This window comes from Streptomyces sp. NPDC088745 (genome assembly GCF_044751045.1).
Taxonomy (GTDB): Bacteria; Actinomycetota; Actinomycetes; order Streptomycetales; family Streptomycetaceae; genus Streptomyces; species Streptomyces cremeus.
The window spans coordinates 87,293-99,165 of the sequence record NZ_JBIVLB010000003.1 but is presented as its reverse complement, the minus strand read 5'-3'; the positions used below and the strand labels follow the sequence as shown (position 1 = coordinate 99,165).

Here is an 11,873-nt window from a genome sequence, read left to right as displayed (position 1 = left end):
TCAGTTGCTGCGGGCGGTGATGTCGCCGTGGGAGGTGGTGGCGCGGACGGTGAGCACGGCGTCCGAAGTACCCGCGTTCCGGAGGGTGTTGGAGACGCGGCCGTAGGCGGTGCCCGCGTCGAGGGTGGCGTCCGTGCCGCGGGCGGCGCCGACGGTGATGTCGCCGTGTTCGGTGTGCAGGGCGACCTCGCCCCGGACGGCTTCGGCGACGGTCAGGTCGCCCTTGGCGGTGCTGAGGCGGGCGGCGCCGTTGAGGCGGCCCACCTGGATGTCGCCGGCCTGGAGGGAGAGGCGGGCAGCGGCGGTCTCGTCGAGCTTGACCTGCCCGTGGGCGCTCTCGTAGGTGACGTCGCCCAGCCGGCCGACGCCGCGGAACTCGGCGGTGGCCGTCGTCGCCTCGACGTGCGATCCGGCCGGGAGCTGGACGGTGACCTCGACCGCGCCGGAGGGGCCGAACTTCTTGGCCTCGGGGGCGGTGACGCGCAGGACGCCGTTCTCGTAACTGACGCTGGTGGACTCGGCGGCCTTGACGTCACGGCTCTTGGCCGGGTCGGCGGGGCGGACGTCGACGGTGGTGTCGGCGCGGTCGGCGGCGATGAGGCGGATGCTGCCGGCGGGGAGGTCGAGGTGGGCGGTGACGGGGGCGGCGGTGGCGAAGGTCTGCATGTCAATTCCCTTGTTTCGGGCCGGGGTTGCGTCCGGCTCGTTCTTTCCGATGACCTGAACGCTACGTTGCCTTCACCGACCCGGCAACAACTATGTTGCGTACAAACCGTGTTATCGCAGCTCAGGGGCCCAATTTCATTGCGACGTCCTGCCGCATAACGCAACAACACCACGCGCTTCCATTGCAATGGACTGAAGCTGAACGCTATGCTGCGCCACCAAGTGCCGTGCGTGAAGCGAAACTTGACGCGCCGCACGACCCCTCCCCCACCCCAAGGAGACCGCGATGCCCGGAGGCCGACTCACCCAGCAGGAACGCCAGCAGATCGCGCTCGGCCTGGCCGACGGACTCGCGTACGCGGAGATCGCGCGCCGCCTGGACCGCCCCACCTCCACGGTCACCCGCGAGGTCATGCGCAACGGCGGCCCCGCCTCCTACCGCGCCGACCTCGCCCACCGCGCCACCGAACGCCGCACCCAGCGCCGCAGGCCCGCCGCCCCGGCCACCCGCGGTCCGGCGGCGGCACCGCTGCCGCACGGCCGCGACCCGGAGGCGGTGCGCGCGTACGAGGAGGTGTTCACGACCGTTCAGATGACCAACGGGATGCCGCAGATGATGGCCCGGGTGATGGCCGCGCTCATGGTGACCGACTCCGGCAGCCTCACCGCCGCCGAACTGGCCCGGCACCTCCAGGTGAGCCCGGCGTCGATCTCGAAGGCGATCGCGTTCCTGGACGGCCAGGGCCTGGTGCGCCGGGAGAAGGGCGACGGCCGCCGGGAGCGGTACACGGTCGACGACGACATCTGGTACCAGGCGATGATCACCAGCGCACGCGCCACCCTCCAGGTCGTGCAGACGGCACGCGAGGGCGTCGCGGTGCTCGGCCCCGGCACCCCGGCCGCCACCCGCCTGGAGAACGTCGCACGCTTCATGGACTACGTCGCCGAGGCCAGCGCCCGCGCCGCCGAACAGGCCCGCGAGGTCCTGCACAGCAAGTCCGTCGCCGCCCCGGCCCCCGCACGGGACGCGTGACGGACCGCCCGCGCCGACGGGGTCAGGCCATGCTCTGCGCGCCGTCGAGGGACTCCCGCAGGATGTCCGCGTGCCCGGCGTGCTGGGCGGTCTCCGCGATGATGTGCAGCAGCACGCCGCGCACCGACCACGCCGCCCCCGGCTCGGTCCAGGGAGCCTCGGGCAGCGGCCAGGTCCTGTCCAGGTCGGGAACGGTACGGACGAGTTCGTCCGTCGCCCGGGCCGCTTCCTCGTACGCGCCGAGCACCCCCTCCAGGGTCTCCCCGGGCAGCATCCGGAATCCGTCCTCGCGCTCCTTGCGTCCCCGCTCCGTCTCGGCGGCCGGGTCCTCGATCGCCGCGGCCCCCTCGACGATGAAGGCGGCCCAGCCCCGCTCGACGGCGGTCACGTGCTTGATCAGCCCGCCCAGGCACAGCTCGCTCACGGTGGTACGCACTGCGGCCTGCTCGTCGGTGAGACCGCGGGCGGTGTTCCGCAGGAAAAACCGGTTCTTGGCGAGCGCGGCGAGGAGGTCCGCCCGCTCTCCGGTGAGGGTGGTGAGGACGGAGGTGTTCGACTCGCTCACGGTCATATCACTGCCTGCTTCCGGTGGTCCCCGACGCGCTCCGACATCCACGACCCTAGCCAAGAAGTAGGACAAGAAAGGTCCTACTTGTCCCACTGTCCCGCCCCCACTGGACCACAAAGGCGTCGACACCGGCCCCCGGACCGGACAGACTTCGCCCGATGACCCGATGCACCGACACACCTGCCGCCTGGGACGAACGCACCCAGCTCACCACCTTCCTCGACTACACCCGCGACACCGCCCGCGCCAAGTGCGAGGGCCTCTCCGAGGAGAACGCCCGCACCGCGCCCCTCCCGAACTCGCCGCTGATGACCGTCAGCGGGGTGATCAACCACCTCCGCTGGGTCGAGTACTACTGGTTCCAGGTGATCCTCCTCGGCGAGGAGGACCTGGCCCCCATGACCGACGAGGACCCCGACCGCGAGATGCGCATCGCCGTCGGCTTCCCGCTCCCCCAGCTCCTCGCCGAGTACGCCGAACAGAGCCGGCGCTACCGCGAGTTGGCGGCGGCCACCCCCCTCGACCAGAAGTCCGTGGGAACCATCCGCGACGGCCTCCGGGTCGACCTGCGCTGGATCCTCCACCACCTCGTGGAGGAAACGGCCCGCCACAACGGCCACTTGGATATCCTGCGCGAAATGCTCGACGGAACGACCGGCAACTAGGCGGCCCCTCACGCCTGGACGCGTCGTGATGCGACGACCCGAGGAGTCCCCGCGTGACCACGGAAGCCCCCAGCGAGCCCGAACCGTCGGCAGGGCGAGTCCTCGCCCTCCTGGACAAGGCCATAGCCGCCCAGAGCCTGCTGGTGCACAAGAACATCGCCCGGGCCCGCCAGCGGAACCCCGACGCCACCCCGGAGCAGGTGATCCGCACGCTGGAGCGGATGTACGTGAGCGCCCTGACCGGCACGGGGGCGGCGGTGGGCGGAACCGCCGCCGCCCCCGGCGTCGGCACCGGGATCGCCCTGGCGATGTCGGCGGGCGAGGTGTTCTCCTCGCTCGAACTGAGCGCCCTCTACGCGCTCTCGGTGGCCGAGGTCCACGGCGTCCCCATCGACGAGATCGAACGCCGCCGGACGATCGTCCTGGGCGTCATGCTCGGCGGCTCCGGTTCCGCCACCATCAACAAGGCCGCCGGGCGCACGGGAGCCCACTGGGGACGCCAGGTCGTCGCCAAGGTGCCCGCCGAGACGCTGAAGCAGATCAACAAGGTCCTGGGCCGGAACTTCGTCACGAAGTACGGCACCAAGCAGGGCATCATCGTGCTCGGCCGCGTCGCCCCCTTCGGCATCGGCGCGGTCATCGGGGGCGGCGCCAACGCCGCGATGGCCTCCCTCGCGGTCCGCTCCGCCCGCCGCGCCTTCGGCCCGGCCCCGGCGACCTGGCCGCAACCGCATCCGTAGCCGTACCCCCGCCCCACCCCCGTAAATCCCCTGCTCAGCGGGGCGCTCCGGTGTTACGTTCCCCCGCATGCCCGAACTGATCGCGCCCACCGCCCGGCTCCACTCCTCCTGGCTCGACGCCCGCGAGGAGTGGGACCCCGGCGCGCACCTGCCCGGTGCGGCGGTGGTCCTGGCGGACGGAGACCTCACCGATCCCGGGGTCTTCGCGGCGTGGGTGGAGACGCTGAAGCGGCAGTCGGACCCCTCGGCGGAGCTCGACGAGGGCCGCGTGCCGGCCACGCACTGGTGGGTGGCCGAGGGCGACACGTACCTGGGCGCCATCGACCTGCGGCACACCCTGAACGACTTCCTGCTCGACGCCGGCGGGCACGTCGGCTACAGCATCCGCCCCTCCGCCCGCAGGCGCGGCCTGGCCACCTGGGCCCTCGGGGCGGTCCTCCCCGAGGCCCGGGCCCTCGGCCTGGACCGGGTCCTGGTCACCTGCGAGGACACCAACACCGCCTCGGCCCGCACCATCGAGCGCAACGGCGGCGTCCTGGAGGACACCCGCACGACCGCCCTGGGCCGCACCCAGCGCTACTGGATCACGACATGACCGCCCACCGCCCACCGCACAGCGGCCCGCTCGCCTACTCGGGCGGTGTCGGGGTGTCCGGCCCCTGGAACATCGTCTGGATGTCCATCTCCAGCTTCACCGTGGGCCCGACGACGGCGATCCCCTTGGCGAGCATGTTCCGCCAGTTCAGGGTGTAGTCCTCGCGGTGGAGTTCGGCGGTGGCGCGGGCGGCGCAGCGCAGTTCCTCGCCGTACCCGCCGTTGACGGCCCCCAGGTACACGGTGTCGAGCGCCACCGACCGGCTCACCCCGTGCAGGGTCAGCGCGCCCTGCACGGACCAGGCGTTGCCGCCCCGGTAGACGAAGCGGTCGCTGACGAAGTCGATGTACGGATAGTTCTCCACGTCGAGGAAGTCGGCGGAGCGCAGGTGGGTGTCGCGGGTCTTGTTGCCGGTGGTGAGGCTGGCGGCCTCGATCCGCACCCGTACCTCGGACTCCTCGGGGTTCTCGGCGACCCTGACCCCGCCCTCGAACTTCTGGAACCTGCCGTGCACGTTCGCCATCCCGACGTGCTGGGCGATGAAGCGGATCGCGGTGTGCGGCGGGTCGATCAGCCACATGCCGGGGCTCGGCGGCTCCAACTGCTGCGCCACCTCCAGCTCGACGCGCCCCATGCCGAGCGCCTCGCCGGGCTCGATGTAGAACGACCAGCTCGCGGGCCGCATCGACTCGGCGGTCATCAGCAGCCCGTACTCCCCGGCCGGCAGCGCGGCCGTGAACAGCCCGAACAGGTCGGTGGTCCCCTTGGCCACCACCCGCCCGTCGCTCTTCGCCGTCACCGTGATCTCCGCCCCGCCGAGCTTCTGCCCGACCGGGTCCACGACCTCACAGCTCACGGTTCCGGCACCGCGCGGCACCGGCAGCACGAGCCCACCGCCGCTCGCCCCGCCGGACTTCGCCCGCGCACGCCGGAGGAGGGAGAGGACCATGGAGTTCACCTTTCACTGGAGACGACCGCCACCGCGCCGGTCACCCGACCGGAACGGCTCGCTCAGTTGTCTCATACATCGAACTCGCATCCGAAACCGCGCCACCCTCCCACCGGGGCGAACCGGGCCCTGCCCTCGAAGCCCCAGGACCTCGAACGCCGCAGGGCCCCCACCCTGAGGTGGAGGCCCTGCGCCGACTGCCGTGCAGCTCGGATCGTTTCTGCGACATTCCGTTGTGGTGGGGCGGGTGGGACTCGAACCCACGGCCGACGGATTATGAGTCCGCTGCTCTAACCGGCTGAGCTACCGCCCCCACACGGCGTGGCGCGTACACATGTACGCGCCGTCTGCCGCAGCATAGCCGGTCATACGATCTCCCGCCTCGGATGCCCGGCAACACATGACCATGAGGACTGCCCTGCCGTCCGGACGGTTCCCGAACGTGCCGCATGCCACACGAAGAGGGGCGGAGCGGCCGTCGTACGCACGAAAAAGAGGGCCTCCGGAGAGGCCCTCTTCTCTTCCTGCTCCCCCGACTGGACTCGAACCAGTAACCCTCCGGTTAACAGCCGAATGCTCTGCCAATTGAGCTACAGGGGACCGCGCTCCCCCGACTGGACTCGAACCAGTAACCTGCCGGTTAACAGCCGGCTGCTCTGCCAATTGAGCTACAGGGGATTGCTGTGCTTGCACCGAATGCACCTCCCGCCGGTCTTCCCGGGGGCGTGCGCCCGCTGCGAGACATACATTAGCGCAAGCAGGGGGGTGCTCCGCCAATCGGTATGCCCCGGGATGATCTGCGGGCACGACGGGTAGGCGGATCACACACCGAGACCGTTGCAGGAGAAGGGTGGCAGCCATGCGCTACCGGCTCACGTTCGTCGCCGGACTGGCCCTGGGTTACGTGTTCGGGACCCGGGCCGGGCGCGAGCGGTACGAGCAGATCAGGAAGTCCGCGCGGCGGATCTCCCAGAACCCGGCCGTGCGGAACACCGCGGAGTCGGCGGCCCAGACCGGGCGCGAGTTCGCGGACAAGGCCGTGCACACCGTCACCGAGAAGATGGGCGACAGGGTGAGCGGCCGGGTCCCGGAGTCGGTCGCCCAGCGGGTGCGCTCGCTGCGGGAGCGCACCCAGGGCGGCGAGGACGACTGGGGGACCAGCAACACCTGAGCGACGTCGCGGGAGCGGGCGCGGCGGAGGTGTCGGTGCGAGCCGGCTCCCCCGTCGCGGGTCTCGCCCCCGCCCCCCTCGTCGCGGGTTTCCCGGCTGCCGCATTCCGCCTCGGCGGGGTGCGGCAGAATCATGTGCATGGGCATAGTCGCGGGGTTGGACAGTTCCTCCGGTTTCACACACGTCGTGGTCTGCGACACGGACACGGGCGCCGTACTGCGTGAGGGGTACGCCCCCCATCCGATCGAGGAGAGGGCCACCGAGGCCGATCCGCAGGTGTGGCTGCTGTCGCTGGGCGAGGCCGCCGCGGACGGGCTGCTGGACGACGTGGCCGCCATCGGGGTGTCGGCGCAGCAGCACGGTCTCGTACCGCTGGACGTGAACGGGCAGCCGGTGCGGCCCGCGCTGCTCGGCAACGACAAGCGGGCGCAGGTCGCCGCGGCGGACCTGGTGGAGGGGTACGGGGGCCGGCAGGCGTGGGCCCAGGCGGTGGGGTCGGTTCCGACGTCGCCGCAGCCGCTGGCGAAGCTGGCGTGGATGGCCCGGCACGAACCGGAGAACGCCGCCAGGACCGCCGGTGTGATGCAGCCGCACGACTGGCTGGTGTGGCAGTTGCTGGGCCGGCCGGCCCGCAGGACCACGGACCGGGGGGCCGCTTCGGGGACGGGTTACTGGTCGGCGGCCACCGGCTCGTACCGTCCCGACCTGGTCGAGCTGGCGCTCGGGCACCAGGTGGCGCTGCCGGAGGTGCTCGGGCCCAGTGAGGCGGCGGGCACGACGCCGGAGGGGCTGCTCATCTCGGCGGGCACCGGGGAGACGATGGCCGCGGCCTTCGGGCTCGGGGTGGCCGTCGGGGACGCCGTGGTCTCGCTGGGGGCCTCCGGTTCCGTGATGGCGGTGCACCACGAAGCACTCGTCGACTCCAGCGGGACGATCACGTCCTTCGCCGACGCGACGGGCATGCACCTGCCGGTCGTGCACACCTCCAACGCGGTACGGGCGCTGCGCGGGACGGCGGAGATGCTGGGCGTGGAGGGCGGCGGGCTGGAGGAGCTGTCCGCGCTGGCGTTGAAGTCGACGCCCGGGGCGTCGGGCCTGGTGCTCCTGCCGTATCTGGAGGGCGAGCGGACGCCGTGGCTGCCGCACACGGCCGGGACCCTGTTCGGGCTGCGGCGGGAGTCGATGAAACCGGAGCACGTGGCGCGGGCCTCCTTCGAGGGGATGCTGTGCTCGCTGGCCGACGCGATGGACGTGCTGCGGGGACGGGGCGTGCAGGTGCGGCGGGTGTTCCTGCTGGGGGCCGCGGCGGAGCTGCCCGCGGTGCAGGCGATGGCACCGATGATCTTCGGTACGCAGGTGGTGGTGCCGGCTCCGGCGCAGTACGCGGCACTGGGCGCGGCCCGGCAGGCGGCGTGGGCGCTGGGGGTCGCGCAGGGGACGCTGTCGCCGGACGAGCCGCCGGCCTGGCGGGGTGCGGTGGCGCAGGTGCTGGAGCCGGGGGACGAGGTCGCCGTGGGCGCCGCCGTCCGCCAGCAGTTCAAGGCGGCCCGCGACCAGGTCCACCCGGGGGCCTTCGAGACCGGGGCCGAATAGCGGCAGGGGCGCGCCCCGGGCGGCGGGATGCTTGACCGGGGTTTGGGGTAAACCCGTGGGCGGGCCGGGGGCGGGTGGCGCAGGATGGGGGGCGATCCCTCCGCCCCCTCGCCGTCCGACGAAAGACCGCGCGTGCTTCTGAAGCTTCTGCGGGCCCACCTCGGCCCGTACCGGAAACCGATAGCCCTGCTGGTGCTGCTGCAGCTCTTGCAGACCAGCGCCGCCCTCTACCTCCCCACCCTCAACGCCGACATCATCGACAAGGGCGTCGTGAAGGGGGACACGGGTTACATCCTCCAGTTCGGCGCCTTCATGATCGCGGTGAGCGTCGTGCAGGTCGTCTGCAACATCGGTGCGGTCTTCTACGGGGCCCGTACCGCCGCCGCCCTCGGCCGGGACATCCGGGCCGCCGTGTTCGGGAAGGTGCAGAGCTTCTCGGCGCGGGAGGTCGGGCAGTTCGGGGCTCCGTCCCTGATCACCCGCACGACGAACGACGTCCAGCAGGTGCAGATGCTGGTCCTGATGAGCTTCACGCTGGTGGTGGCCGCCCCCATCATGTGCGTCGGCGGCATCGTCATGGCGCTCGGTCAGGACGTGCCGCTGTCGAGCGTGCTGCTCGCGGTGGTGCCGGTGCTGGGCGTCGCCGTCTCGCTGATCATCCGCAGGATGCGCCCGCTGTTCCGGTCCGTGCAGGAGAAGCTGGACACCGTGAACCGGGTGCTGCGCGAGCAGATCACCGGCAACCGCGTCATCCGGGCCTTCGTGAAGGACGACTTCGAGAAGGAGCGGTTCAAGCGGGCCAACGAGGACCTGACCGAGGTGTCGCTGGCCACCGGCAAGCTGATGGCGCTGATGTTCCCGATCGTGATGACGGTCGTGAACGTGTCGAGCGTGGCGGTGGTCTGGTTCGGTGCGCAGCGCATCGACAGCGGCGGGATGGAGATCGGCGCGCTGACCGCCTTCCTCGCCTACCTGATGCAGATCGTGATGTCCGTGATGATGGCCACCTTCATGTTCATGATGGTGCCGCGCGCGGAGGTCTGCGCCGAGCGCATCGAGGAAGTGCTGGGGACGGACAGCAGTGTGGTGCCGCCGCTCGCGCCGGTCGTGGAGCTGAGCAGGCACGGCGAACTGGAGCTGCGGGGCGTCGGGTTCAGCTATCCGGGCGCGGAGGAATCCGTACTCGAGAACATCTCCCTGCGGGCCAGGCCGGGCGAGACGACGGCGGTCATCGGCTCGACGGGCTCCGGCAAGTCGACGCTGCTGGGCCTGATCCCGCGGCTGTTCGACGCCACGGCCGGAGAGGTGCTGGTCGACGGCGTCGACGTACGCACCCTGGACCCGGTGCTGCTCGCGAAGACGGTGTCACTTGTTCCGCAGAAGCCGTACCTGTTCTCGGGGACGGTAGCGAGCAATCTGCGGTACGGAAATCCCGACGCCACGGACGAAGAACTGTGGGCGGCGCTGGAGACGGCGCAGGCCAAGGACTTCGTGCAGCGGCTGGACGACGGGTTGTACGCCCCCGTCTCGCAGGGCGGCACGAATGTGTCGGGCGGGCAGCGGCAGCGGCTTTCGATCGCCCGGACGCTCGTGCAGCGGCCGGAGATCTATCTCTTCGACGATTCCTTCTCCGCCCTGGACTACGCGACGGACGCGGCCCTGCGGGCGGCGCTGGCGCGGGAGACCGCGGAGGCGACGGTGATCATCGTGGCGCAGCGGGTGTCGACCATCCGGGACGCCGACCGGATCGTCGTGCTGGACGAGGGCCGGGTCGTGGGCGCCGGACGGCACCACGAGCTGATGGAGACCAACGAGACCTACCGGGAGATCGTGCTCTCCCAGCTGACGGAGGCCGAGGCGGCATGAGCGGGCCCGCTGGACGCATGATGGGACCCCCGACCGAGAAGTCGATGGACTTCCGCGGGTCGGGGAAGCGGCTGTTGCGACAGTTGGCACCGGAGAAGGTCACCCTGTGGGTGCTGTTCGTGGCGCTGGTCTTCAGCGTGACGCTGTCGGTGATCGGACCGAAGATCCTCGGCTCGGCGACGGACCTGCTGTTCGCGGGAATCGTCGGCCGGACGATGGACGCGGGCCCGACCAAGGAAGAGGCCGTCGAGGGGCTGCGCGCGGCGGGTGACGGCCGGCTCGCGGACATGCTGTCGGGCGTCGACTTCACGCCGGGCCAGGGCATCGACTTCGGGGCGATCGGCACCGTGCTGCTGATCGTGCTGGCGGTGTACGTGGGCGCGGGGCTGCTGATGCTGGTCTCGACGCGGATGGTGAACCGGGCGGTCAACAGGACCGTGTACCGGATGCGTCAGGACGTCCAAGCGAAGTTGTCGCGCCTGCCGCTGTCGTACTTCGACCGCGCCAAGCGCGGTGAGGTGCTGTCGCGGACGACGAACGACATCGACAACATCGGCCAGACGATGCAGCAGACGATGGGCCAGCTCATCAACTCGGTGCTGACGGTGATCGGGGTCCTGGTCATCATGTTCTGGATCTCGCCGCTGCTGGCGCTGGTCGCGCTGATCACGGTGCCGCTGTCGGTGGTGGTGGCGGCGAAGGTCGGCAAGCGGTCGCAGCCGCAGTTCGTGCAGCAGTGGAAGACGACGGGCACGCTGAACGCGCACATCGAGGAGATGTACACCGGTCACTCGCTGGTGAAGGTCTTCGGCCGGCAGCACGAGTCGGCGGAGGGTTTCCGCGAGCAGAACGAGCAGCTCTACGAGGCGAGCTTCCGGGCGCAGTTCAACAGCGGGATCATGCAGCCGCTGATGATGTTCGTGTCGAACCTGAACTACGTGCTGGTGGCGGTGGTCGGCGGTCTGAAGGTCGCTTCGGGAACCCTGTCGATCGGTGATGTACAGGCCTTCATCCAGTACTCGCGGCAGTTCTCGATGCCGCTGACGCAGGTGGCGTCGATGGCGAACCTGGTGCAGTCGGCGGTGGCCTCGGCGGAGCGCGTCTTCGAGCTGCTGGACGCGGAGGAGCAGGAGCCGGACGCGGTGGACGCGCCGGGGCTGCCGGTGACGGGTCCCGACGCGCTGCGGGGCGCGGTGGAGCTGGAGAACGTCTCCTTCCGCTACGAGCCGGACAAGCCGCTGATCGAGGACCTGTCGCTGCGGGTCTCCCCCGGCCAGACGGTCGCGATCGTCGGGCCGACGGGCGCGGGCAAGACCACGCTGGTCAATCTGCTGATGCGTTTCTACGAGGTGACCGGTGGCCGGATCGCCGTCGACGGGGTGGACATCGCGAAGATGTCCCGGGAGGAGCTGAGGTCCGGGGTCGGAATGGTGCTCCAGGACACCTGGCTGTTCGGCGGGACGATCGCGGACAACATCGCGTACGGGGCGGCCGGGCCGGTGACGCGGGAGCAGGTCGAGGAGGCGGCGCGGGCGGCGCACGCGGACCGTTTCGTGCGGACGCTGCCGGACGGGTACGACACGGTGATCGACGACGAGGGGTCGGGGGTCAGCGCGGGCGAGAAGCAGCTCGTCACGATCGCGCGGGCGTTCCTGTCGGACCCGGTGATCCTGGTCCTCGACGAGGCGACGAGCTCGGTCGACACGCGGACCGAGGTGCTGATCCAGAAGGCGATGGCGCGGTTGGCGCACGGGCGGACGTCGTTCGTGATCGCGCACCGGCTGTCGACGATCCGGGACGCGGACGTGATCCTGGTGATGGAGAACGGGGCGATCGTGGAGCAGGGCAGCCATGCGGGGCTGCTGGAGGCGGGGGGTGCGTACGCGCGGCTGTACGCGGCGCAGTTCGCGAGGGCGGTGGTGGAGGTGGAGTAGGCCGCCGGCCCGCCGGTACGGGGGCGGGCCGGGGCCCGAGTGGACCGGGCGTCCGGCGCGGGCGCTGGGGCAGGGGCGGCACCCGGTGGGCCG

The 11,873-nt window shown here is 71.0% G+C and carries 11 protein-coding genes and 3 tRNA genes; 8 read left to right on the top strand and 6 right to left on the bottom strand.

From position 1 onward, the window contains the following. Positions 1-666 (bottom strand): DUF4097 family beta strand repeat-containing protein, encoded by a 666-nt coding sequence (locus ACIP93_RS09650; RefSeq protein ID WP_401757160.1) that lies wholly within the window; start codon positions 664-666, stop codon positions 1-3. Positions 667-952: 286 nt separating this feature from the next. Here ACIP93_RS09650 and ACIP93_RS09645 point away from each other — a divergent pair, with 286 nt between their 5' ends. Then, positions 953-1,699 (top strand): helix-turn-helix domain-containing protein, encoded by a 747-nt coding sequence (locus ACIP93_RS09645; RefSeq protein ID WP_401757158.1) that lies wholly within the window; start codon positions 953-955, stop codon positions 1,697-1,699. 22 nt (positions 1,700-1,721) lie between these two features. Here ACIP93_RS09645 and ACIP93_RS09640 read toward each other — a convergent pair whose 3' ends face one another. Further along, positions 1,722-2,270, bottom strand: a complete 549-nt coding sequence (locus ACIP93_RS09640; RefSeq protein WP_401757156.1) for a DinB family protein — start codon at positions 2,268-2,270, stop codon at positions 1,722-1,724. Positions 2,271-2,425: 155 nt separating this feature from the next. Here ACIP93_RS09640 and ACIP93_RS09635 point away from each other — a divergent pair, with 155 nt between their 5' ends. The 3 genes from ACIP93_RS09635 to ACIP93_RS09625 all read left to right on the top strand — a co-directional run bounded on the left by ACIP93_RS09635 (position 2,426) and on the right by ACIP93_RS09625 (position 4,267). Beyond that, positions 2,426-2,932, top strand: a complete 507-nt coding sequence (locus ACIP93_RS09635) for a DinB family protein (RefSeq protein WP_345223171.1) — start codon at positions 2,426-2,428, stop codon at positions 2,930-2,932. A 53-nt stretch (positions 2,933-2,985) separates the two neighbouring features. Further along, on the top strand, positions 2,986-3,672 hold the full coding sequence (locus ACIP93_RS09630) for a hypothetical protein (RefSeq protein ID WP_401757154.1): 687 nt from the start codon (positions 2,986-2,988) through the stop codon (positions 3,670-3,672). A gap of 67 nt (positions 3,673-3,739) precedes the next feature. Beyond that, the gene (locus ACIP93_RS09625) at positions 3,740-4,267 is read left to right on the top strand and encodes a GNAT family N-acetyltransferase (RefSeq protein WP_401757153.1); all 528 of its coding nucleotides are present in this window, start codon (positions 3,740-3,742) and stop codon (positions 4,265-4,267) included. Between the two features lie 34 nt (positions 4,268-4,301). Here ACIP93_RS09625 and ACIP93_RS09620 read toward each other — a convergent pair whose 3' ends face one another. The 4 genes from ACIP93_RS09620 to ACIP93_RS09605 all read right to left on the bottom strand — a co-directional run bounded on the left by ACIP93_RS09620 (position 4,302) and on the right by ACIP93_RS09605 (position 5,894). Beyond that, complete coding sequence (locus ACIP93_RS09620) at positions 4,302-5,216, bottom strand: YceI family protein (protein WP_401757151.1); 915 nt, start codon at positions 5,214-5,216, stop codon at positions 4,302-4,304. Positions 5,217-5,452: 236 nt separating this feature from the next. Beyond that, positions 5,453-5,529 (bottom strand) — tRNA-Ile (locus ACIP93_RS09615). 214 nt (positions 5,530-5,743) lie between these two features. Then, positions 5,744-5,816, bottom strand: a tRNA-Asn gene (locus ACIP93_RS09610). Between the two features lie 5 nt (positions 5,817-5,821). Next, positions 5,822-5,894 (bottom strand) — tRNA-Asn (locus tag ACIP93_RS09605). A 181-nt stretch (positions 5,895-6,075) separates the two neighbouring features. Here ACIP93_RS09605 and ACIP93_RS09600 point away from each other — a divergent pair. The 4 genes from ACIP93_RS09600 to ACIP93_RS09585 all read left to right on the top strand — a co-directional run bounded on the left by ACIP93_RS09600 (position 6,076) and on the right by ACIP93_RS09585 (position 11,780). Then, entirely contained in the window at positions 6,076-6,387 is a 312-nt protein-coding gene (locus tag ACIP93_RS09600) for a YtxH domain-containing protein (RefSeq protein ID WP_345226486.1), read from the top strand. A 138-nt stretch (positions 6,388-6,525) separates the two neighbouring features. Continuing rightward, positions 6,526-7,980 carry an FGGY family carbohydrate kinase gene (locus ACIP93_RS09595; protein ID WP_345223167.1) on the top strand — a complete coding sequence of 485 codons (1,455 nt, stop codon included), beginning with the start codon at positions 6,526-6,528 and terminating at the stop codon, positions 7,978-7,980. Between the two features lie 132 nt (positions 7,981-8,112). Beyond that, the gene (locus tag ACIP93_RS09590; RefSeq protein WP_345223166.1) at positions 8,113-9,846 is read left to right on the top strand and encodes an ABC transporter ATP-binding protein; all 1,734 of its coding nucleotides are present in this window, start codon (positions 8,113-8,115) and stop codon (positions 9,844-9,846) included. Further along, entirely contained in the window at positions 9,843-11,780 is a 1,938-nt protein-coding gene (locus ACIP93_RS09585) for an ABC transporter ATP-binding protein (protein ID WP_345223165.1), read from the top strand. Before ACIP93_RS09590 ends, ACIP93_RS09585 begins: the two co-directional genes overlap by 4 nt. The last annotated feature ends 93 nt before the right edge of the window (positions 11,781-11,873 follow it).